Consider the following 23,029-nt stretch of genomic DNA (forward strand, 5'->3'; position numbering starts at 1 on the left):
CCTCTTCAATTACTGCTTTTCAATAGGAGCAAATGCTGCTAACAGGCGTTTCACGCCGACTGGGCTTGGGAAGGCAATATCGAGCTCCGTCCCTTCTCCTTCGCCTTTCACGCTGACGACAGTTCCTGTTCCCCATTTTTTATGGCCGGCCTTATCTCCCACTGCCCAGTTTAAGGTGTCGCCGCCTGTTTTGCTGGCGTAGGATACCGGACGTGAAACAGGGCCGCGTCTCGGCTGCATTTTTCTCGCAGACGGCGCTCTCGTTTCTTTTTTCTCATTTAGGTTTTCCAATAAATCATCCGGTATTTCAGCAATAAAGCGAGATTCCGGGTTCATATTTGTTCGGCCAAACAAGGTGCGCATTTTGGCATTGGTCAGATAAAGCTCCTGCTCCGCCCTTGTAATCCCAACGTAAGCAAGGCGGCGTTCTTCTTCCATTTCCGCTTCCTCCATTAATGAACGGCTATGCGGGAAGACGCCTTCTTCAAGCCCCATCAAGAAAACAACCGGAAACTCCAATCCTTTTGCGGCGTGCAGTGTCATCAGGGTGATTGCATCCTTGCCGCCTGACTCTTCCTCTTTCTGGTCGAGCTGATCAATATCTGCAATCAGCGCCAAGTCTGTCAGAAACGCAACAAGTGTCTTATCTTCACTTTTCTGTTCAAAGTTTTTCGTAACAGACAGGAACTCGTCGATGTTTTCTAAACGGCTTTGGGCTTCGATTGATTTCTCAGCCTTCAGCATTTCTCTGTATTCCGTCTTATCAAGAATTTCTTCTGTCAGCTCTGTAATGGATAAGTAATCCTGCATATTGGTCAGGTTTTCAATCATCTGCCTGAAGCTGTCAAGCGCGTTGGCTGCCTTGGCGCTGACGCCGATAAAATCAACCTGCTGAATGGCTTGGAAGAATGATAAGCCGTTCATCGCCGCATACGAAGCGATTTTTTCAAGTGATGTCGCACCGACTCCGCGTTTCGGCACATTGACAATGCGCGTGAAACTGATATCGTCATCTGGATTGGATACGAGGCGCAGGTACGCGAGAATGTCTTTAATTTCTTTTCTGTCATAGAACTTTGTGCCGCCGACAATGTTATAGTTCAAGCCTGCTTTGAGAAGCGTTTCCTCAATCACACGGGACTGCGCGTTTGTCCGGTACAAAATGGCGATATCCGACAGCTTCCGCTTGCCTGAGCTGTGAAGCTGATGAATCTTACCGGCCACAAACTGTCCTTCGCCGAACTCATTATCTCCGCGGTAATAAGAAATTTTGATGCCTTCATCGTTTTCCGTCCACAAATTTTTCGGTTTGCGGTTTGAGTTGTTTTTGATGACCTCGTTAGCCGCACGCAAGATCCGTTTCGTTGAACGGTAATTTTGTTCAAGCAAAATCACGCTGGCGTTCGGGTAATCCTTTTCAAAAGAAAGGATGTTGGCGATATCCGCGCCGCGCCATCTGTAGATCGACTGATCAGAGTCCCCGACAACGCAAAGGTTCTGGAAACGCTCTGCAAGCTGCTTAACAAGCATGTATTGGGCTCTGTTCGTATCTTGATACTCATCGACGTGGATGTACTGGAATTTGCGCTGATAAAATTCAAGCACTTCCGGCACACGGTCAAACAATTTAATGGTCGTCATAATCAAGTCGTCGAAATCTAGCGATTGATTTTTCAGCAGTTTCTTCTGATAATCAGTGTATACATCGCTGACGACCTGATCATAGTAGCCGCCTGCAACTTTAGAGAATTCTTCCGGTTCGGTCAATTCGTTTTTCGCACTGCTGATTGTGCCGAGAATGCTTCTTGGGTCAAACTTCTTCGGATCAAGATTGCGCTCCTTCAAAATCCCCTTGATGACTGAAAGCTGGTCTGCCGTATCGAGGATGGAGAAATTGCGGTTGATCCCGATCCGGTCGATATCTCTGCGCAAGATCCGCACGCACATGCTGTGGAATGTGGAAATCCAGATATCGTCCGCGCCCGGTCCGAGAATGCTTTCCACACGTTCTTTCATTTCGCGTGCTGCTTTATTTGTAAATGTGATCGCCAGAATGTTCCACGGCGCCACATGCTTTTCCGCCATTAAATAAGCGATTCTGTGTGTCAGGACACGCGTCTTTCCGCTTCCCGCTCCCGCCATCAGCAAGAGAGGCCCGTCCGTTGTTTTGACAGCTTCCTGCTGAACGGGGTTTAATCCGCTTAATAATTGATTGCTAATATAATTCAAAATTTGTTCACCCGCCTATACAAAACATATGTTCTATCATAAACCAAATCCGTACAATTTACTACTCGCCTTTCACTGCCGCTACTGTTTTCAAAGCCCGGTCAAAATCTTCATACACCGCATTGCCCACTACAATCACGTCAGCATGCTCAGCATACTGCTTTGCCGTTTCCGCATCCTTGATGCCGCCGCCGTAAAACAAGGTGGACGTTTCCAATACAGCCTTCGTTTTCTTCACTGCTTCTATGTCTCCAAGCACGCCGCTGTATTCCAAATAAAAAATTGGAAGACGCAACAGTTCAGACACACGCGCATAGGCGACAATATCGTCAATACTGAGATCAGCATCCGCTTCAGTCAGTGCCGCCGCTTTGCAATCAGGATTAGCGATGCAGTAGCCTTCCGCCACGATTTCTTCCATAGACATCAGTTCTCCGTATTCCTTCATGGCTTTCTGGTGCATTCCGACAATCCAGTCTGTGTTTTTGCTGTTTAATACGCTCGGAATAAAATATAAGTCAAAGCCGGGAACGATTGCTTCTATCGCTGACACCTCAAGGACACACGGCACCAAAAACCGTCTCACCTTAGACATCATCCGCAGGACATTGTCCTCTGTCACACCATCGCTTCCTCCGATAATGACCGCATCCGTTCCTGATTCACAAAGAATCTCCAGCTGTTCATCAGGCAAATCTTTATTTGGATCGAGTTTAAAGACATGCTTCCACTCCGTTACATCGTACACGTCATACGTTCCTCCATTCGTTTGTTACCATTTAAACATTATAACAAATTCACCTAGCGCGGAAAAACGGAAAAAGCCGTTAATCTCGTTATTCACTGAAAAAGGTATTTTGATTCTTTTTCCATAAAAAAGAGAGCTCCAGAAAGCCTTCAATAGCTTCAAGGTCTGGGCAAAAGATTCCCTTTTGTTATTGTTTGGAAAGTGTTCAACTGTGGAAATGGATACATAAAAAGGGAGGGTGACAGATGGAATCCATCATTATTGCACTCATCGCATTTATTATCGGGATTATTGCCATCCCCATCGTTTTGTTTGTATGGATCTACATAAAGGATGAAAAACAGGAGGAGCATTCGATTCTCCGCAACTATCCCGTCATCGGAAGGTTTCGATATATCTTTGAAAAAATCGGTCCGGAGCTCAGGCAGTATTTATACAGCAATGACAATGAGGAGCAGCCCTTTTCCCGAAAGGAATATGAACAAACCGTCATCTCGGGCAAATACAAAAGCAGAATGATGGGCTTTGGATCTGTAAGAGATTTTGATAAACCGGGTTTTTATATCCGTAACGCTCTTTTTCCGAAACAAAAAGAAGAAATGCATGTAAACCAAACGCCTAAAATCGAAACCCAAATCTATAAAATCGATGCTGACAATCTATTCAAACGCAAGGAACACCCCGAACATATTAAGGCTGATCCGTATTTTCTCCACCCTGATGATGTGCAGGTGATCGGTGAGCATACATGCGAGAAGCCTTTTTATATGAAGGGATTAGTCGGCCAGTCTGCCATGAGCTACGGTTCCCTTGGAGAACGGGCGATTACGGCGCTCTCGAAAGGGCTTCATCAGGCAGGCGGCACATGGATGAATACCGGTGAAGGAGGATTATCTGAGTATCACTTAAAGGGCAATGCCGATATCATTTGCCAAATCGGACCGGGGCTTTTTGGCGTGCGCAAAAGAAACGGAGAATTTTCATGGGAGGAGTTTAAAAGAAAAAGCAGGCTTGACCAAATTAAAGCCTTTGAACTGAAGCTGGCGCAAGGAGCGAAAACCCGCGGTGGCCATGTGGATGGCGCCAAGGTATCAGAAGAAGTGGCAGACATTCGGAATGTCGAACCGGGGAAATCGATTGACAGCCCGAACCGCTTTTATGAATTTTCAAGCGCTCCCGAAATGCTCGACTTTATTGAGAAACTTAGAGATGTCGGGCAAAAGCCAGTCGGAATCAAAATTGTTGCAGGCCATCCTGACGAATTGCACGAGCTTTTCTCCCATATGCAGAAAAGCGGACAGCATCCAGACTTTATCACGATCGACGGGAGCGAAGGCGGTACCGGCGCTTCCTTTTATGAGCTCGCTGACACAGTCGGCCTACCGATTATGACAGCGCTGCCTATTGTTGATACGCTCCTTAGACAATATGGCTTGCGCGGCCAGCTGAAAATCTTTGCTTCCGGGAAACTCCTGACTCCTGACAAAATCGCGGTCGCTTTAGCCCTCGGCGCTGACTTTGTCAACATTGCACGGGGCATGATGTTTTCAGTCGGCTGCATCCGCGCTCTCGTCTGCCACACCAACACTTGTCCGGCAGGTGTGGCGACAACAGATCCAAAACTGCAAAAAGCACTGAGCGTTGAGGAAAAACAGCATCGTGTCTGCAATTACGTCATTTCGCTGCGCGAGGGGCTGTTTAACCTTGCAGCCGCAGCGGGCATCAATTCGCCGGTCCGCTTTTCCAAGGAGCATGTTGTCTATCGAAAAGAGGATGGCAGCATCGTCGACATCGACAAACTGATCCACCAATTTGTTTCATAAAGAAACCGCCCATGCCGAACGGCAGGGCGGTTCTCTGTCATTTAGAAGAAGACTCAGTTTCAGTTTCCTTCACACGGTCAAGCGCCATTTCATAAGCGTCATTTCCGTAATTTAAACAGCGTTTCACACGGGAAATCGTAGCCGTGGAAGCACCTGTTTCTGTTTCAATCTTATGATACGTGTTTCCTTCGCGAAGCATGCGCGCCACTTCAAGACGCTGAGCCAGCGATTGAATTTCGTTAATTGTGCAAAGATCATCGAAGAACCGGTAACATTCCTCCAGGTCTTTCAGCGATAAGATCGAGTTGAATAACTGGTCCAGCTCTTTGCCGCGTAATTTATCGATTTGCATCGTTACACACCTTCTCCTTTACTAATGGAAGCCGCATCGAGATCAGGCACGATATTAATCCAAGTCTTTCCTGGCACAAACGGCAGCCATTTGCCGTCTTTTACCGGCACAATTCTACCGTTTACTTGTTTCCAGTCTGTTTCAATAACGTTTCCGTGCTGAAACAACAGACCTTTGCCCCCTGATTCCAGGTCGATGTCCCGCCTTCCATCTTGATCAATAGTATGATGGCTGGCTTCAACAATGAAAATATTTTGCATTGCAACCGGCTTTCCGGTTTCCCGGTCTGTCGTTATGACACCATCAGAGCTTCTTGTATAAGCTTCAGCTTTTTTATCATATTTGTATTCGACAAGATTTGTAACGTTCTTTGTTCCATAATCTACCCGAACATTGTAAGATTCATTTGCAGGTTTTGCTTCTGATGTTTGAAACAGCAGCGGATCTGTTTCCCGCTTCAGCTCATATCCCTTTTGTTCCGCCGCCTTTTTTATGTAATCATAAGACGTGTAGGAATTGTGGGGCGGTTTGCTAAAATCAGCTCTCCAAAATAAGCTTCCGTCAAAATCCAATCCGTTAATATAATCGGCAGCTCCGGATTCCAGCTGCTCTTTGGCGCCGGGACTCCAGCCGTGATGAACAAATATGCTGTCAAAGCCATTGCTGAGAGTGACGAAATATTCCCGCGCGCTTCGCACAGGTCCGACAGTTTCAGGCATCTGGCTTTGGAAAATGGCCAGAAATCTTGTAATTTGCCCTTCGGCCAGTGCTTCTATGACAATGTCGGCTTTAGACAGTCCTGATTGCGGCCTCGCCTTCGGGTGATTGTTCACCACAACTGCAACAGGCCGGCGTTCAGTCACCTTCTGTTCAGTCTCCAGTCCCGTCAAAGGAGCTTTCAGCTTCTTTTCAGCATCCGGGACAGCATCCTTCTGCTGGCAGGATACCAGCAGAAAAAACACGAAACACAGCACGCAACCTGTCATCCATTTTTTCATATGTCGGCTCCCCGCTCTTTTATATTTTAACGCATTATCGATGGAAAGAGTACAGTTTTTTTCATGACGTCGAAGATTCCTCTCGGCGTAATGCGTATATACGGAAGGTGCGTACTTTGCAAAAAGAGCAGCGTATAGACGGGATCACAATACTCGTAGCCTCTTTCAGTCAAAAGATCTCTCAGCTTTTGTTCCTTCTCAAGCACATCTTCAAACGTTTCCGAAGAGGCGCAGCCGCACAGCGCAAGCGGAATTTCATGCAGAATGTTCCCGTTTTCCGCAAGTACGATTCCTCCCCCGATCTCTTTCATGCGGGCGAAAGCGAGCAGCATATCCGCTTTATTTTTTCCGATCGCGACAATATCGCCTGTCGTCGTAAAGGAGCTCACAAATCCCTGCACGCTTGAGGCAAAGCCTTTTATCATCGTATTGACGCGCCATTTCCCATGTCTGTCAAGCATCGTCAAATAACTTTCATCATGGTCAAATGAGAGCTGTTCCATTGAATTGTCGATCTCAATCATATACGGCTCCATAATGACCGCATTCCGCATTTTCACGCCCATCGGCATGGAAAACTGCAAATCATCCATCGTCATATCATATGAAAGCTCAAGCGGGACAAGACCGCCTTTGCTCCAACCCGTCTTTGTAAACGCCTTCAAATCACAGCCGTCTTCACGAAGTATGGTCCCTTTTGACAGAACGGTCACGGGATTCGGGTTTAACGGATCTTCAAGTATATTTAGCGATGCCAGCCTTCCCGGTCCGACCACTCCTAAATAATCATCCATTTGGTAATACTTTGCGATATTAAATGATGCCATATTGTAGGCATCGATTGCCGGAACTCCTTCTTCTAACGCGATGCGGATCAGCTCGTTTGTCATGCCGCCTTTATAGAAATTCGGCGTCGCGCCGTCTGTCGTGTAAAAGAAATGGTCATAATAGCGGAAACCCTTCTCATGCAGCTCCTGCAAGATTTTTCTTACATCAGGGCGAATGGAAGAGTTCCGAAGAGAAACATAGTAGCCTAGTTCCAGCCTTCTCATCACTTCATCACCTGTCATCGCTTCATGATCACAATCCGCTCCGAACAGCTTCATTTTTGTAAGCGTTTTATCTGAAGCGCCGGGAAAATGCCCTTCAATGCGTTTCCTCTGCTTCTTTGTAGCTTGCATGCAGTGAAGCATTAAATCATCACCATCTACCAAACGAGGCCATCCGGTCATTTCTCCGCCTTGAATCACATCCGGATGTTCAATCCACTGCTTTCTGACATCAAACGGAAGAACGTGATCCTCATTCAGAACCTCGGTCTGGAGGTCATAGCGTGACCACCAAAAATATTGAACAGGCTGCTTTTTGAGTTCATTTAAAATGGTAAGCGCTTTCTTTTTTCCGCTTTGTAAAAGCAAAAATAAGTTATCATTCACAAATGTCGTTGTTCCGTATTGAGACACATATTCCGCCAGCGTTTGGGGATTATATATTTGAAAAGGATGTGCGTGCGGTTCGATATACCCTGGCACAATGTATTTTCCTTCACAATCAATCGTATGAATTTCTTCGGCTCTATTCGGAAGTTCATGACCCACATAAACAATGCGGTCCTGATAAATCCAAATGTTTTTTTTCAGCCATTGTTTTACATATGGATTTAAGACGAGAGCATTCCGTAAAAGGAGCGTTGGAAGCAGCTTTGAGTCTACAACATCAACCTGTGCCCTGATGTCTTTGTTTTTCCAGTTAAAGGTGCGTTCGGACATTCACATACTCTCCTTTACATGTATTAGACTCATGTTATCACATCCTTCCTCATCACGCACGGTTAAAACGTTACAAATTTTTGAAGGTTCAATTTAAAAATTTTTTTAAGTGAAAAGGAGCGGATTTCCATGAAGCCAAACATCAGTCTCGTTAATGCCGTCTTCAGAATCGCCTGCGGACTGACGATTATGTCAGCCGCCAGCGCAAAGTTTACAAAAAAGCCTTGGTGCAGAATGCACCTCTTTTACATCTTTATGGGGGCCTTGAAAGCAGGTTCGGGAATTTTGCGCTTCTGCCCTGTGACCTACATGGTTCAAAACAACGCTTCCGGGAATAACGAACAGGAGCATCAAAACAGATAAACAAAAAAGCTTGCTCACGAAACGTGATCAAGCTTTTTCTCACGGCATTCCTTTGTCTTTATATAGAGGTAGCCTGCAGCTGCCAGTGCTGCCGGATAAAGGAGTGCCCAGCCGCTGAAAGAGTAAATCACTGCGCACGCCGCAAACGCCCCGAATGCCATCCACCAGCCTGAATCTCGCCAGCTCAGCAGCTTCATGGCTGCCGCCATTGTACATATGTAAGATGCGATGAATGCCGCACTCGGCCCTTTTAACAGAGTTGTCAAATCGATTTGAAACAAGCCATATGCCCCAAGCACTAAGCCAAACACTGCGGCAAGCGCTGTTAATACACGGATAGGCGTATGTTTTGCCTCACTGAGTTTCCCGAAATATACAGGAATGTGCCCCTCTCTCGCCAAGGCGTACACCATTCTGGAAAAACCCGCAATATTGGCATGACTGGTGGAGAATGTGATAAACAGTGCTAAGCATACCGTTACATATACTCCGCTTTCCCCGGCTCCTTTTGAGATGAGCATGGCCAGCGATGCGATTTCTCCATTCTCTCCATATGAATGAGTCCCCACCGTCACAAATGACAGCATGATATACAGCCCTGCCACACAAGCCGCTCCCAAGAACAAGCTGATTGGAACATCTTTTTCAGGATGATGAAATTCCTCAGCCAATGGGGTAATCATTTCCCAGCCTACAAAAGAGAAAAAAATCATAACTGAAACAGATCCCGCGGCAGACCAGCCATGTGGAAGAAACGGTTCGAATTCTGCTGCTTTAACGTGAGGCAGTGACACGGCAACAGAAGTGACAAGCAGAAACACGATGACACAAATGACGAGTGTACTGATGTTCGCAGATAGTTGAATGCCTCTCATATGAAGCAAAATAGAGACAGCCAGCATACAGCATGCAATCAAAGTAATCTGCCAATCCGAAGCCTCTGTAACGTAACTGACGTAATGCGCGCCAGTCAAAGCGATGACGGGAACGCCGATTGGAACGGACCCTAACATGATCCAGCCCAAAACCGCTCCGGCTTTTTTCTGAAAAGCCAGCTGCACGTAAGCCGTGATTCCTCCCGCGCTGGGTGCTATTTTCACAAGCCGGGCCAGTGTGCCGACAAGAAGAAAAGATAAGAAAGACATGAACACCCAAACAAATAAAGAAGCCGGACCGGCTGCGTCAGCAGTGACAGACGGCAGGATTAATATCCCGCAGCCTAAAACGGCCCCAATCGTTAATGCCGTCCCTTGTATCCAAGTGATCGAACGCTGCAATTCTGGCAACATGATGCCTCCTCTCCCGTTGATGGCTTTATTATAAGAAAAATACGACGGCATCCATATGCTACAATTAAGTTAAATCAACAGCATTACCTTATGATAAAAGGAATTTTCACGAATTCGCTTAAACATGTAAAGGAGCCAGACAAATGGACGATACAGATCTTCACATTCTCTCGCATTTGCAGCGAAATGGCAGATTAACGATGGTTGAGCTGGGAAAGCTCGTCGGCCTCAGCTCGCCAAGCGCGGCGGAACGTGTCAGGAAGCTGGAAGACAAAGGAGTGATTACCGGCTATAGCGCGAATATCTGTTACGAAAAACTAAACAAGCATGTTACGGCTTTTATCCTAATGGAGCCGAAAAGCTGCAAGCACTACGCCGCCTTTGCAAAAGCGCATCCTGATGTGGCAGAAAATCACCGCATTACAGGGATGTACAGCTATGTAACAAAAGTGGTGACAGAATCGGTACATACGCTTGAAGATTTTATTGATGCCTCGATGGCGCACGGAAAACCGACCACGCTGGTTGTACTTTCTTCTTCCGCTCACCACCCCGCTTTTGTATAATAAAAAACCCGCAGCTCAATCTGCGGGTTTTCATCACTTTATTTTTGAGCAGCCTTTAAAGCGCGTGCCCCAATGTCTTTTCTGAAAAAGAGTCCGGGCTTGATGATCTCATCAACGGCTTTATACACTCGGTCTCTCGCCGCTTCAAACGTTTCATCAAAAGCCGTCACATTGGCGACGCGTCCACCGTTTGTGACGAACTCTCCGCCTTCTGCTTTCGTTCCGGCATGGAAGACCACAACCTGCTCAGTTCCCGCTGCAAGGCTGCCGATCGGCGTGCCTTTTGCATAGCTTTCCGGGTACCCTTCTGAAGCAAGCACAACACTTACAGCCGCGGTATCCTTCCATCTTAAGTCAACTTCCTTATCATCCAAAAGATCAAGAAGCACCTGTACCAGATCAGATTCCATGCGCGGAAGCACGACCTGTGTTTCCGGATCGCCGAAACGGGCATTAAATTCGATGACCTTCGAGCCATTTTTAGTGAGCATTAATCCCGCGTACAAAACGCCAGTGAAGGAACGGCCTTCTTGCACCATTGCTTTTGCAGCGGGATTGACGATGGTTTCTACAGCATGGCGGATCGTTTCTTCCGAAATTTGCGGAACTGGAGAGTAAGCGCCCATTCCGCCCGTATTCGGGCCTTTGTCTCCGTCAAACGCCCGCTTGTGATCCTGGGCAATCACCATTGGATACACCTTTTCTCCTTTGACGAATGCCATTAGAGAAAACTCTTCACCGGACAGAAATTCTTCAATAACAACGGACGCGCTCGCATCACCGAACTTCTCATCCTCAAGAAAATCATGCAGACATGCAATCGCTTCTTTCTCTGTCATAGCAACTGTAACGCCTTTTCCAGCCGCAAGTCCATCTGCTTTTATGACAATCGGAGCGCCTTTTTCCTGCACATATGCCTTCGCCTCTTCAAAGGATGTAAACGTGTCGTATTCTGCGGTCGGTATGTCGTATTTCTTCATTAAATCCTTAGCGAACTGTTTGCTTCCTTCGATGATCGCCGCGGCTTTTGACGGGCCGAACACGCGCAGACCCGCTTTTTCGAATTCATCCACCAGACCTTCAATTAAAGGAACCTCAGGGCCGACAATGGTCAGGCCGACCTGATTTTCTTTTGCAAACAAGACAAGCCCGGCGTGGTCGCTTTCCTCAATGTTTACAAGCTGTGCGGAAGCTGCCATGCCGTCATTTCCAGGAGCGGCAAATACGTTCTCGACGAGGCTGCTTTGCGCCACCTTCCATGCCAGCGTATGCTCTCTTCCGCCTTTACCGATAATTAATACATTCACGTCGTTTTCATCCCCTTAATGTTTGAAGTGTCTGATGCCGGTGAATACCATGGCAATGCCGTACTCATCCGCTTTTTTGATGGAATCCTCATCACGTACAGATCCCCCCGGCTGAATGATAGCCGTAACGCCTGCTTTTGCCGCTTCTTCAACAGTATCCGGCATTGGGAAAAATGCATCAGATCCAAGTGCGCTGCCTTTCGCTTTTTCACCTGCTTGCTCAATGGCGATTTTCGCTGATCCGACGCGGTTCATTTGGCCTGCTCCTACGCCGACTGTCATGTTGTCTTTCGCAAGAACGATCGCATTTGATTTCACATGCTTTACGACTTTCCAAGCAAGCTTCAAGTCTTCCCACTCTTGCTCGTTCGGTTCTCTTTTTGTCGGAATGCTGATCTCAGCATCATCGAAGCCATGCATATCTAAATCTTGAATCAGCAGGCCGCCTTGAACGGATGTCAACTGTTTTTCTTTTTGAACGGCAGCTGTCACATCAAGTGTCAGCAGACGAAGATTTTTCTTCGCAGTCAGGATATCAAGCGCTTCTTGGCTGAATGAAGGCGCAATGATGATTTCTAAGAAAATGTTGTGGAGCGCTTCGGCAGTTGCCTTGTCCACTTCACGGTTCAGCGCGATAATGCCGCCGAAGATAGATGTTTTATCCGCTTCAAACGCTCTGTCAAACGCTTCTGAGATTGTTTCCCCTGTTCCAACGCCGCACGGATTCATATGCTTCACGGCAACCGCAGCAGGCTCAGTGAATTCACGGACGATTTGAACTGCCGCATCCGCGTCTTTAATGTTGTTGTAAGAAAGCTCTTTGCCGTGGAGCTGTTCCGCTTGCGCAATGGAGCCTTTAACAGGAAGTGCTGTTTGATAGAATGTTGCTTCCTGATGCGGGTTTTCTCCGTAGCGAAGCGATTGTTTTTTCTCAAATGTTACAGTGAATTGTTCTGGTTCTTTTTCACCGACAACGTTTGTCAGATAGTCAGCGATCAGTGCATCATATGCCGCAGTATGACGGAATACTTTTGCCGCCAGCTCGCGTTTTTTCTGAAGGGATACGCCGCCTTCTTCTTTGATTTGATTCAGCACTGGGTTGTAATCCGCTGGATCAACGATAACCGTCACGTCCTGATGGTTTTTTGATGCCGCACGCAGCATGCCCGGTCCGCCGATGTCGATATTTTCGATCGCTTCTTCATATGTGACATCTTCTTTAGAAATCGTTTCTTTAAATGGATAGAGGTTGACGACAACGAGGTCAATCGGCTGAATCCCGTGTTCATTGATCTGCGCCATATGCTCTTCATTGCCGCGAACTGCTAGAAGACCGCCGTGAATATTCGGATGAAGTGTTTTGAGCCGTCCGTCCATAATTTCAGGAAAGCCTGTCACTTCAGAAATTCCGATGACATTCACACCGTTTTCTTGAAGAAGCTTTTTCGTTCCGCCTGTTGAAATCACTTCAACGCCAAGCTCTGTTAATTCTTTTACGAAAGGAACGAGATTTGTTTTATCTGAAACACTGATTAATGCACGTTTAATGGTCATGCCTTTTCACCTCTGTTATTTAATCCTAATAGCTGTTTAATTACACTCGGATACCATTTATGCTCAAGCTTGTGAATCCGCTGTTCAATTGTTTCCAATGTCTCATGTTCGTCAATTTCGATTGCCTTTTGAGCGATGATCGGGCCTGTATCCATTCCTTCATCGACATAATGCACGGTGATTCCGGCCACCTTCACACCCGCGCGGTACGCCTGTCCGACTGCGTCGATCCCAGGGAACGCCGGAAGAAGTGACGGGTGAATGTTAATTATTTTTCCTCCGTATGCCTGAAGCAGCGTATCACCTATCAGCCTCATATAACCGGCAAGAACAATCAATTCAACATTGTGAAGATGAAGCTGTTCGATAATGGCCCGTTCAAATGCGGCCTTGTTTTCATAAGACTTCGGCTCAAATGCAAAGGATGGAATTTGAAATGTTTCCGCCCGTTCGATGACTTTCGCCTGCGGTTTGTCGCAAACGAGGAGCGATACGGACGCATCCCAGTTCTCCTCTTTCAAACGCGTGACGATGGCTTCGAAGTTTGAACCGTTTCCTGATGCAAATACCGCAAACTTTTTCATGAAAGTGCCGCACCGCCGAATGTGACGCCTTCGCCTTGTTTCACACGCCCGATCAAATAGGCTTTTTCGCCTTGGCTTTCAAGCGTTCCGATCACATCTGTCAGATGCTCTTCTTTGACTGCCAAAACAAAGCCGATGCCCATATTAAAGACGTTGAACATGTCTTCTTCCTTCAGCTTGCCGTACTCTTGCAGGAAAGAGAAAATCGGCGGAATCGGCCATGAGCCGTGATCGATTTCCGCACTTAAGCCTTCCGGAAGCATACGAGGGATATTTTCGATGAATCCTCCGCCTGTCACATGTGCCATGCCGTCGACTTTTCCGCTTTTCACCGCGGCAAGCACAGGCTTCACATAAATTCTTGTCGGTTCAAGCAGTTCCTCGCCAAGCGGGCGGTCAAACGGTTCGTATGTTGTATCAAGATCCAGCTCCGCATCATCCAGAAGCACTTTTCTCACAAGGGAAAATCCGTTGCTGTGAAGGCCGCTGGAGCTAAGGCCGATCAAAAGATGGCCCTCTTTGATGTTTTCTCCAGTCACGATTTCGTCCTTTTCTGCCACTCCGACTGAGAAACCGGCAATATCGTATTCATCGGCTGTATAGAGTCCCGGCATTTCAGCTGTTTCGCCGCCGACTAAGGCTGAACCTGATTGCTCACAGCCGTTCGCTACACCTTGTACGATCTGCTCAATTTTCATAGGGTCCGCTTTGCCGACCGCTAAATAATCGAGGAAAAACAACGGCTCTGCGCCTTGTGCCAGCACATCATTGACACACATCGCAACAGCGTCAACCCCAATCGTGTCATGCTTATCCATGGAAAAAGCGAGCTTTAATTTGGTGCCGACACCGTCCGTTCCCGAAATTAAAACAGGTTTTTGATAAGAAAGCTCAGACAGGTCAAACATGCCGCCAAAACCACCGAGGCTGCCCATAACGCCAAGCCGTTTTGTGCGCTCCACATGTTTTTTCATTCGTTTTACAGCTTCATATCCGGCTTCGATGTCAACTCCTGCGTTTTTGTATGCTTCAGACATCCTATTCACTCCTTTAAGGCGCTTTTCAAAATATCTCCCCGAACGAGGGCAGAAAGAGAAAGGCAGCCGAACTGCGCTGCCTTTATGTCATTTTCAAGTTTTATTTGGTTAATACTGCTTCTTTTACATGAGGAAGCACTGTATCCTGGTAAATTTCAGTCGGATATTTTCCTGTAAAGCAAGCGAGACACTGTCCGCAATTAGAGTCATCGTATTTTCTGCCGATGCCTTTCAGCAGCCCTTCCACACTCAAAAATGAGAGGGTGTCCGCCCCGATTTCCTGACGGATTTCTTCAACAGAATGGGAAGATGCGATCAGTTCTTCATGGGTGGAAGTATCAATGCCGTAAAAGCACGGATGAGCGATCGGCGGTGAACTGATTTTCACATGCACCTCTGTTGCACCCGCTTCTCTGAGCATCGTGACAATCCGGCGGCTTGTTGTTCCGCGCACGATAGAGTCATCTACCATAACGACGCGTTTGCCTTCCACAACCCCGCGCACCGCTGATAGCTTCATTCTGACGCCTTGCTCGCGCAGAGCCTGGGACGGCTGAATAAAAGTTCTGCCGACATAGCGGTTTTTGATTAAGCCCAGCTCGTACGGGATGCCTGTTGCTTCTGCATACCCGATCGCCGCAGAAATACTGGAATCGGGAACCCCTGTTACGACATCAGCTTCAACTGCGGATTCCTGAGCCAGCATTTTCCCAAGGTTTTTACGCGCACTGTGCACGTTAATGCCGTCAATGTTACTGTCAGGTCTTGAGAAATAAATGTACTCCATGCTGCAAATGGACCGGTTGATATTCATAGAGAATCGCTCTGATTTCATGCCTTCATCATTGATGATAAGCATTTCGCCCGGTTCTACCTCACGAAGATACGTTGCGCCGACGACATCAAATGCGCATGTTTCTGATGCGACCACATAAGCGTCGCCCAGCATGCCGATGGATAACGGTCTAAGCCCGTTTGGGTCAAGCGCGACGATCATTTCTGTTTCGGTCATGATCAGGAATGCGTATGCACCTTTCAGCATGGAAAGCGAGTTTTTAATTTGATCCTTCAGCGTGAAGTGGCCGCTTCTTTTGATCAGGTGAGCCAAAACCTCTGTGTCCGAAGAGGTTTGAAAAATGCTCCCTTGATTTTCGAGCTGCTGCTTCAGCTGAGTGGCGTTGACAAGGTTTCCGTTATGAGCAAGCGCCAAGCTGCCGTTGTTTTGGGAACGGAAGAGGAGCGGCTGTACATTTTCGTATCCGCCGCCTCCAGCCGTCGCATACCGAACGTGCCCGATTGCGCCTTTTCCCTTTACTTTGCTAAGCTCACCATTTTGAAACACTTCAGTGATCAGCCCTTGGCCTTTGTGCGCCGTCAGTTTTTCACCGTCAGTTGCTACAATGCCCGCACCCTCCTGTCCTCGGTGCTGGAGGCTGTGGAGTCCGTAATACGTGATTTGCGGGGCTTCTTCATGTCCCCAAATTCCAAATACGCCGCACTCTTCATTTAAGCCTTTGATTTCAGCAAGCATGGGATAGCTCCTTTCCATGCGCGCTCAAGCTCTTTCGTTTGCGCATGAATCAATTGTTGTCCGTCTTGGTTTTGAATCGCCAGAAGACCATCAGCTGTTACCTCACCGATATGAACTGCATCTTTCACAGCTGCTTCAAATGCTGCTTGATGTTCTTTTTTCACTGAAACGACGAAGCGGGATTGAGATTCAGAGAATAATAATGCTGCTTCCCCTTCAACAGTCACGTTCGCGCCAAGATTTTCCGTCGTCATGACACTTTCTGCAATCGCTACGCCTAAGCCGCCTTCAGACACATCATGCGCAGATTGAACAAAGCCTTTTTTAATCGCATCAAGCAATGCTCTTTGGCGTGACAGTTCTACATCAAGATCGATTTGCGGTGCTTTTCCGTAAATACTGCCTTCTGTCATTTTTTGCAGCTCGCTTCCGGCAAACTCAGGTTTTGTTTCGCCAATCACGTATACGAGATCTCCCGCTTGTTTGAAATGCTGTGTTGTAATGTGTTTTGTATCTTCAATTAAGCCGACCATGCCGATAACAGGTGTCGGGTAGATCGCCGTGCCGTTTGATTCGTTATAAAGCGATACGTTTCCGCCGATAACCGGTGTGCTGAGAACACGGCACGCCTCGCTGATGCCGTCAGCCGCTTTTTCGATCTGCCAGAAGATTTCCGGTTTCTCCGGGTTTCCAAAGTTAAGGTTATCTGTGACTGCAAGCGGTTCTGCGCCTGAGCAAATGATGTTGCGCGCCGCTTCAGCGACAGCAATTTTCCCGCCGACTTCAGGATCGAGATAGAGATAACGCGCGTTACAGTCTGTCGTCATCGCCAGCGCCTTTTTCGTTCCGCGGATTCTGAGAACACCCGCATCAGACCCAGGAGCGACAACGGTATTCGTCCGCACCATGTAGTCATACTGATCGTAAACCCACTCTTTGCTTGCAATCGTCGGCTGCTGGAGGAGGGCCTTCAGCGTTTCATTCGCATCACCAATTTGGGGAGCCGGAACATCCGTCTCTAAAAACTCACGGTAGTATGCTGGTTCTTGAGATGGCTTGTGGTAAACCGGAGCTTCTTCTGCCAAGGCATCAACAGGCAGCTCACATACAACCTTACCTTTGTGTGTGAGGCGAAGCATTTTATCATCTGTTACACGTCCGACAGAAACCGCTTCAAGTTCGAACTTGTCAAAAATATCGATAATTTCCTGCTCACGTCCGCGCTCGATGACCAAAAGCATCCGTTCCTGTGATTCAGAAAGCATCATTTCATACGCAGTCATGCCTGTTTCACGCTGAGGGATCAGGTCAAGATTCATCTCAATACCAGAACCGGCTTTACTTGCCATTTCCGCACTTGAGCTTGTTAAACCGGCAGCTCCCATATCCTGAATGCCGACTAACGCATCACATTGGATGACTTCCAGACATGCTTCAAGCAAAAGCTTCTCCATAAACGGATCGCCGACTTGAACAGCAGAGCGCTTTTCTTCAGACGAATCAGACATTTCTTCAGATGCAAACGTAGCGCCGTGGATTCCGTCACGCCCCGTTTTCGCTCCTACGTACATTACTGTGTTGCCGACACCCTTCGCCTGGCCTTTTTTGATGTCTTCATGGTTGATTAAACCGACGCACATTGCGTTGACGAGCGGATTTCCTTCATAGCTGCTGTCAAACTGCACTTCTCCGCCGACTGTCGGGATGCCGATACAGTTGCCGTATCCGGCGATACCCGCTACTACTTCTTCAAACAAGTACTTCACGCGCGGTGAAGTCAGTTCACCAAATCGAAGAGAGTTCAATACAGCGATTGGACGGGCACCCATTGAGAAAACGTCACGGATAATGCCGCCTACGCCAGTCGCAGCGCCTTGGTAAGGTTCGAGAGCTGATGGGTGGTTATGTGATTCAATTTTGAACACAACCGCTTGGTTGTCACCGATATCAACGATTCCGGCGCCTTCCCCCGGACCTTGCAGCACACGCTCTCCGCTTGTCGGGAATTTACGCAGAATCGGCTTTGAGTTTTTGTAGCTGCAATGCTCTGACCACATGACAGAAAAAATTCCGATTTCTGTGTAGTTCGGCAATCTGCCAAGAATGGATTCAATCAATGCAAACTCATCATCACTGACACCCATTTGCTGATACATTTTCTCTTCTTTTATTTGTTCTTTACTTGGTTCAAGCAGTAGTGACATGAGTTTCCCTCCAATTTTTCACGATAGACTGAAACAATTTAAGACCGTCGGCGCTTCCAAGCAGTTCATCGACCGCGCGCTCAGGGTGAGGCATCATGCCTAATACGTTGCCTTTCTCATTCACGACACCGGCAATGTCGCTGACACTTCCGTTAATATTGGAGCCGTATGTGAAAGCAATTTGATTGTTTTCTTTCAATGAAGCAAGCGTTTCGTCATCACAGTAGAAATTTCCTTCACCGTGGGCAACCGGGATTGTAATCGATTGGCCCTTTTCGTAGGAAGATGTGAATAATGTTTCATCGTTTTGTACAATTAATTCAACCGGACGGCAAATGAACTTCAAATTTTTGTTGCGTCTCATTGCGCCTGGCAGAAGGCCAAGCTCCTGTAAAATCTGGAATCCGTTGCAGACGCCAAGAACAGGTTTTCCTTCAGCGGCCGCCTGTTTGACAGCTGGCATAATATTCGCAAATCGGGCGATAGCGCCGCATCTCAAGTAATCGCCGTAAGAAAATCCTCCCGGAATTAACACGCCGTCGAAGCCGTCAAGGCTTGTTTCCTCATGCCAGACGTATTCCACTTCATGGCCGAGCTCATCCTTTACAGCATGATACATATCGATATCACAGTTGGAGCCGGGTAACACAATCACCGCAAATTTCACTGTGCGACTACCTCCTCAACCTCGTATCTGTAATCTTCAATCACTGTATTCGCAAGAAGTTTTTCGCACATTTCTCTTACCAGGACGTCAAGATCACGGTCAGATTTTTCAATGGTAAGCTCCATGTATTTTCCGATGCGCACATCTTGAACTTCGTTATAAGTCATACTGTGCAAGGCATGCTGGACAGCGCTCCCTTGTGGATCTAGTACACTTTCTTTTAAGCTGACATAAACTTTTACTTTATACATGATGAATGCCTCCCAGTCTTTTGAAAATCTCTTCGTATGCGTCGGTTAAGCTTCCCAGATTGCGTCTGAATAAATCTTTGTCCAGCTTTTCGTTCGTGTCTTTGTCCCACAAGCGGCATGTGTCAGGTGAAATTTCATCCGCCAAAAGCACTTGCCCGTCTGCATCTAAACCGAATTCAAGCTTGAAATCTATTAATCTGACATGACAATCATCAAAAATGGCTTGAAGCTCTTCATTTACTGTTTTTGTAATGGACTTAATGGTTTCTACCTGCTCAGGAGTTGCCGCTTTTAAGAGCCAAATATGATCTTCTGTGATAAGCGGATCACCCAGCGCGTCATCCTTGTAGTAAAACTCGATAATTGGCTGCTCAAGCTCTGTGCCTTCTGGAATGCCGAGACGTTTGGACATGCTTCCTGCTACCACATTTCTGACTACGACTTCAAGCGGCACAATCGTTACCTTTTTAATGAGCTGCTCAGTTTCCGAAATACGCTCGATAAAGTGGTTGTTAATGCCTTTAGCATGAAGGTGTTTGAAAATTAAGCTTGAAATCTCGTTATTTAAGCGCCCTTTTCCGCTGATTTCTGCTTTTTTCTCGCCGTTAAAAGCAGTGGCGGAGTCTTTATACACGACGTACAGCGTGTTTTCGTCATCGGTTTTGTAGATCTTTTTTGCTTTTCCTTCGTATAAAAGTTCATTCTTCACAATATTCACGGAAGGCCTCCTAACCCGAATGTTGGGAATTTTCAAACTAAGGCGGCATAGAAGAAGCCGCCTAAAAGCTTCTTCTATGCTAAACCTAAACGTTCAAAGATCAGATCAACATTTTTCAGATGGTAGTTGTAATCAAAGCAGTCAGCAATTTTTTCTGGAGAAAGACGGGACGTGATTTTCTCTTCCGCTTCCACAAGCTCACGGAACGGCACTTGTTTTTCCCACGCTTCCATTGCTTTTGGCTGTACTGTATCATAGGCTTCTTCACGAGTCAGGCCTGTGTCAATCAAGGCAAGCAGCACTCGCTGAGAGTAGATAAGGCCGAGTGTGCGGTCCATGTTGCGCTTCATGTTTTCCGGGAAGACCGTTAAGTTCTTCACGATGTTAGAGAAGCGGTTCAGCATGTAGTTCAGAGCGATTGTCGCATCCGGAAGAATAATCCGTTCTGCTGAAGAATGAGAAATATCGCGCTCATGCCATAATGGAACATTTTCGTAAGCCGTCATCATGTAGCCGCGGATCACGCGTGCTATTCCTGTCATGTTTTCAGAGCCGATCGGATTGCGTTTGTGCGGCATCGCAGATGAACCCTTTTGCCCTTTCGCGAAAAATTCCTCAACTTCGCGTGTTTCACTCTTTTGCAGTCCGCGGATCTCCACTGCGAATTTCTCGATGCTTGTCGCGATCAAAGCAAGTGTCGCCATATAGTCAGCATGGCGGTCACGCTGAAGGGTTTGAGTTGAAATCGGTGCTGCTTTCAATCCGAGCTTCTCACATACATATTGCTCAACAAACGGGTCAATGTTCGCATATGTGCCGACAGCGCCGGAAATCTTCCCAACCTCGATGCCTTCTTTCGCTTGTTTGAAACGCTCAAGATTCCGTTTCATTTCCTCATGCCAAAGCGCAAGTTTTAAGCCGAATGTTGTAGGCTCAGCGTGTACGCCGTGTGTGCGCCCCATCATGACTGTGTATTTATGTTCTTTCGCTTTTTCTTTTATAATGTCAACAAATCTCTCAAGGTCCTTGAGCAGAATATCGTTTGCCTGTTTTAATAAGTAAGAAAGAGCAGTATCAACAACGTCAGTTGACGTTAAGCCGTAGTGAACCCATTTTCTTTCTTCACCCAGTGATTCGGAAACGGCGCGTGTAAAAGCGACAACGTCATGGCGCGTGTCCTGTTCGATTTCTAAAATGCGGTTGATGTCAAATGACGCGTTCTCGCGCATGACCTTTACATCTTCTTTCGGAATGACGCCCAGCTCCGCCCACGCTTCACAGGCAAGAATCTCTACCTCCAGCCATGCTTGAAATCTGTTTTCATCCGTCCAAATCGCGGACATTTCAGGTCTTGAATAACGTTCGATCATTCTGCTTGTCCTCCGTCTCTATTCATCCATTTATTTGTGATCTCCTGAATCCAATGGTCTTCAGGCTGCTTCATAAATGTAATATGCCCCATTTTGCGGCCTTTTTTGATTTCATGTTTTCCGTATATATATAGCTTTGCTTCTTTTAAAAGCTCCGGCTCTTCCTCCACAAGCTTCACTTCATCGCCGAGAAGATTCACCATCATGCCCGGCTTCAGCAAATCTGTTTTCCCGAGCGGAAGGCCGCATACCGCTCTGATATGCTGTTCAAACTGGCTCGTTTCGCAAAGGTCCAGTGTATAATGCCCTGAATTGTGCGGTCTTGGCGCCAGTTCATTGACCAAAAGCTCTCCGTCTTCTGTCAGGAACATCTCAACAGCAAGCGGTCCGACAAGGTTAAGCTCGTCTGCAAGCTTAACGGCTAAATCAGCAGCCTTCTTCTGAATCCCTTCCTCCACCCGTGCAGGCACGATGCTTTGGGAAAGAATATTGTTATGGTGAATGTTTTCAGCTGCCGGAAATGTTGCAATTTCGCCGTTTACCGATCTGACGACGATTACCGACAGTTCCATTTTAAAAGAAACCCAGCTTTCGAGAATGCAGGTTCCGTGTTCTAAAAGAGCTGCAGCCTGCTCAATTTGCGCCTCTTCCTTGATCACAACTTGGCCTTTGCCGTCGTATCCGCCGCGACATGTTTTCAGGACTGCTGGAAGCCCAAGCTCCTGTACCGCCTGTTTCAGTTCATCCTTTGTTTTGACGATGCTGTACGGCGCGACTTCACAGCCCGCCGCTTGAATTGCTTTTTTCTCCGTTTCACGGTTTTGGGTAATGAGCAGCAGCTCACTTCCTTGCGGGAGATACGCATGACCTGTTAGCCAATGCAGCGCATCATAGTCGATGTTTTCAAACTCATACGTGATGATGTCGCTGATTTCAGCCAATTTTCGAATCGCTTCACGGTCATTGTAATGAGCGGTAATTTCGATATCCGCAACCTGCCCGCACGGCGAATCTTTCACTGGATCAATGACCGCGACTTTATATCCCATTTGTTTGGCGGACACAGCCATCATTTTCCCAAGCTGGCCGCCGCCGATAATGCCGATTACAGCTCCCGGATAGATGATTTGTTTAGACAAGCTGATCACTGCTTTCTAACACCGTCTGTTTTGTATTTTCTCTTCTCTCGTCCAGCTTACGGGCAAGGTCTTCGTCAAAAGCTGACAAAATTTGCGCCGCTAACAGGCCTGCGTTCACAGCGCCTGCTTTGCCGATGGCTGTTGTCGCAACAGGCACACCTCCAGGCATTTGCACGATAGAAAGAAGTGAATCCAGCCCGTTCAGCGCCTTGGACTGAACCGGTACTCCAATGACCGGCAGAGTTGTTTTCGCCGCCGTCATCCCTGGAAGATGGGCCGCTCCTCCGGCACCGGCGATAATCACCTTGATGCCTCTTTCTCTGGCAGTTTCAGCGTATTCAAACATGAAATCAGGCGTCCGGTGAGCGGAAACGACCTTTTTTTCGTACGGAACATTGAGTTCGTCAAGTATGTCGCATGCGTTTTTCATTGTCTCCCAATCGGAAGTGCTTCCCATGATGATTCCTACTAGCGGCTGCATTCTGTTCCCACCTTCTAATGCTTTTGTTTTCAGAAAATAAAAAATACCC

Annotated in this window: 21 protein-coding genes; 3 read left to right on the forward strand and 18 right to left on the reverse strand. The window is 47.2% G+C overall.

Annotation, left to right across the window (positions count from 1 at the left end; genetic code table 11):
• Nucleotides 1-9: 9 nt before the first annotated feature.
• Both pcrA and pcrB read right to left on the reverse strand, forming a co-directional pair.
• Complete coding sequence (gene pcrA / locus AC0C66_RS20230) at nucleotides 10-2,229, reverse strand: DNA helicase PcrA (RefSeq protein ID WP_014112932.1); 2,220 nt, start codon at nucleotides 2,227-2,229, stop codon at nucleotides 10-12.
• A 61-nt stretch (nucleotides 2,230-2,290) separates the two neighbouring features.
• Entirely contained in the window at nucleotides 2,291-2,977 is a 687-nt protein-coding gene (gene pcrB, locus AC0C66_RS20235) for a heptaprenylglyceryl phosphate synthase (RefSeq protein ID WP_014112931.1), read from the reverse strand.
• A gap of 245 nt (nucleotides 2,978-3,222) precedes the next feature.
• Between pcrB and AC0C66_RS20240 the strand changes: the two genes are divergently transcribed.
• Nucleotides 3,223-4,800, forward strand: coding sequence for an FMN-binding glutamate synthase family protein (locus AC0C66_RS20240; protein ID WP_461845904.1), 1,578 nt, complete (start codon nucleotides 3,223-3,225; stop codon nucleotides 4,798-4,800).
• A 37-nt stretch (nucleotides 4,801-4,837) separates the two neighbouring features.
• Here the strand turns inward: AC0C66_RS20240 and AC0C66_RS20245 are convergent, their stop codons facing one another.
• Genes AC0C66_RS20245 through AC0C66_RS20255 form a run of 3 tightly spaced genes read right to left on the reverse strand, consistent with a single transcriptional unit; the run spans nucleotide 4,838 to nucleotide 7,919 of the window.
• On the reverse strand, nucleotides 4,838-5,152 hold the full coding sequence (locus AC0C66_RS20245) for a YerC/YecD family TrpR-related protein (RefSeq protein ID WP_003219429.1): 315 nt from the start codon (nucleotides 5,150-5,152) through the stop codon (nucleotides 4,838-4,840).
• A 2-nt stretch (nucleotides 5,153-5,154) separates the two neighbouring features.
• Nucleotides 5,155-6,150 (reverse strand): DUF3048 domain-containing protein, encoded by a 996-nt coding sequence (locus tag AC0C66_RS20250; RefSeq protein ID WP_014112928.1) that lies wholly within the window; start codon nucleotides 6,148-6,150, stop codon nucleotides 5,155-5,157.
• Between the two features lie 26 nt (nucleotides 6,151-6,176).
• Nucleotides 6,177-7,919, reverse strand: coding sequence for an adenine deaminase (locus tag AC0C66_RS20255; RefSeq protein ID WP_061186137.1), 1,743 nt, complete (start codon nucleotides 7,917-7,919; stop codon nucleotides 6,177-6,179).
• Nucleotides 7,920-8,048: 129 nt separating this feature from the next.
• Here AC0C66_RS20255 and AC0C66_RS20260 point away from each other — a divergent pair, with 129 nt between their 5' ends.
• On the forward strand, nucleotides 8,049-8,282 hold the full coding sequence (locus AC0C66_RS20260; RefSeq protein ID WP_090558442.1) for a YgaP family membrane protein: 234 nt from the start codon (nucleotides 8,049-8,051) through the stop codon (nucleotides 8,280-8,282).
• Between the two features lie 14 nt (nucleotides 8,283-8,296).
• On the opposite strand, the gene AC0C66_RS20265 is transcribed toward AC0C66_RS20260, so the two are convergent.
• The gene (locus tag AC0C66_RS20265; protein WP_090558440.1) at nucleotides 8,297-9,571 is read right to left on the reverse strand and encodes an APC family permease; all 1,275 of its coding nucleotides are present in this window, start codon (nucleotides 9,569-9,571) and stop codon (nucleotides 8,297-8,299) included.
• Between the two features lie 143 nt (nucleotides 9,572-9,714).
• Between AC0C66_RS20265 and AC0C66_RS20270 the strand changes: the two genes are divergently transcribed.
• Entirely contained in the window at nucleotides 9,715-10,137 is a 423-nt protein-coding gene (locus AC0C66_RS20270; RefSeq protein WP_014112924.1) for an Lrp/AsnC family transcriptional regulator, read from the forward strand.
• 38 nt (nucleotides 10,138-10,175) lie between these two features.
• Here AC0C66_RS20270 and purD read toward each other — a convergent pair whose 3' ends face one another.
• The 12 genes from purD to purE form a co-directional block, all read right to left on the reverse strand.
• Complete coding sequence (purD, locus tag AC0C66_RS20275; RefSeq protein ID WP_090558438.1) at nucleotides 10,176-11,444, reverse strand: phosphoribosylamine--glycine ligase; 1,269 nt, start codon at nucleotides 11,442-11,444, stop codon at nucleotides 10,176-10,178.
• A 15-nt stretch (nucleotides 11,445-11,459) separates the two neighbouring features.
• Nucleotides 11,460-12,998, reverse strand: coding sequence for a bifunctional phosphoribosylaminoimidazolecarboxamide formyltransferase/IMP cyclohydrolase (gene purH / locus AC0C66_RS20280; protein WP_072181550.1), 1,539 nt, complete (start codon nucleotides 12,996-12,998; stop codon nucleotides 11,460-11,462).
• Nucleotides 12,995-13,582 carry a phosphoribosylglycinamide formyltransferase gene (gene purN, locus AC0C66_RS20285; RefSeq protein ID WP_087987790.1) on the reverse strand — a complete coding sequence of 196 codons (588 nt, stop codon included), beginning with the start codon at nucleotides 13,580-13,582 and terminating at the stop codon, nucleotides 12,995-12,997. The genes purH and purN overlap by 4 nt, the downstream gene beginning before the upstream one ends.
• A complete protein-coding gene (gene purM, locus AC0C66_RS20290; RefSeq protein WP_072181553.1) occupies nucleotides 13,579-14,619 on the reverse strand; it encodes a phosphoribosylformylglycinamidine cyclo-ligase in 1,041 nt (346 codons plus the stop codon). The genes purN and purM overlap by 4 nt, the downstream gene beginning before the upstream one ends.
• Before the next feature lie 100 nt (nucleotides 14,620-14,719).
• Nucleotides 14,720-16,150, reverse strand: a complete 1,431-nt coding sequence (gene purF, locus AC0C66_RS20295; protein WP_014112919.1) for an amidophosphoribosyltransferase — start codon at nucleotides 16,148-16,150, stop codon at nucleotides 14,720-14,722.
• Complete coding sequence (purL, locus tag AC0C66_RS20300) at nucleotides 16,126-18,354, reverse strand: phosphoribosylformylglycinamidine synthase subunit PurL (RefSeq protein ID WP_472973691.1); 2,229 nt, start codon at nucleotides 18,352-18,354, stop codon at nucleotides 16,126-16,128. The genes purF and purL overlap by 25 nt, the downstream gene beginning before the upstream one ends.
• Nucleotides 18,338-19,021 (reverse strand): phosphoribosylformylglycinamidine synthase subunit PurQ, encoded by a 684-nt coding sequence (gene purQ, locus AC0C66_RS20305; RefSeq protein WP_472973692.1) that lies wholly within the window; start codon nucleotides 19,019-19,021, stop codon nucleotides 18,338-18,340. Before purQ ends, purL begins: the two co-directional genes overlap by 17 nt.
• Nucleotides 19,018-19,272, reverse strand: a complete 255-nt coding sequence (purS, locus tag AC0C66_RS20310; protein WP_014112916.1) for a phosphoribosylformylglycinamidine synthase subunit PurS — start codon at nucleotides 19,270-19,272, stop codon at nucleotides 19,018-19,020. Before purS ends, purQ begins: the two co-directional genes overlap by 4 nt.
• Nucleotides 19,265-19,990, reverse strand: coding sequence for a phosphoribosylaminoimidazolesuccinocarboxamide synthase (purC, locus tag AC0C66_RS20315; protein WP_014112915.1), 726 nt, complete (start codon nucleotides 19,988-19,990; stop codon nucleotides 19,265-19,267). The genes purS and purC overlap by 8 nt, the downstream gene beginning before the upstream one ends.
• 74 nt (nucleotides 19,991-20,064) lie before the next feature.
• Nucleotides 20,065-21,360 (reverse strand): adenylosuccinate lyase, encoded by a 1,296-nt coding sequence (gene purB, locus AC0C66_RS20320; protein ID WP_024715850.1) that lies wholly within the window; start codon nucleotides 21,358-21,360, stop codon nucleotides 20,065-20,067.
• A complete protein-coding gene (gene purK, locus AC0C66_RS20325; protein ID WP_072181557.1) occupies nucleotides 21,357-22,499 on the reverse strand; it encodes a 5-(carboxyamino)imidazole ribonucleotide synthase in 1,143 nt (380 codons plus the stop codon). Before purK ends, purB begins: the two co-directional genes overlap by 4 nt.
• Complete coding sequence (gene purE / locus AC0C66_RS20330; protein WP_003219405.1) at nucleotides 22,492-22,980, reverse strand: 5-(carboxyamino)imidazole ribonucleotide mutase; 489 nt, start codon at nucleotides 22,978-22,980, stop codon at nucleotides 22,492-22,494. The genes purK and purE overlap by 8 nt, the downstream gene beginning before the upstream one ends.
• Nucleotides 22,981-23,029 lie beyond the last annotated feature (49 nt).

Source organism: Bacillus sp. VA13 (assembly GCF_055710085.1).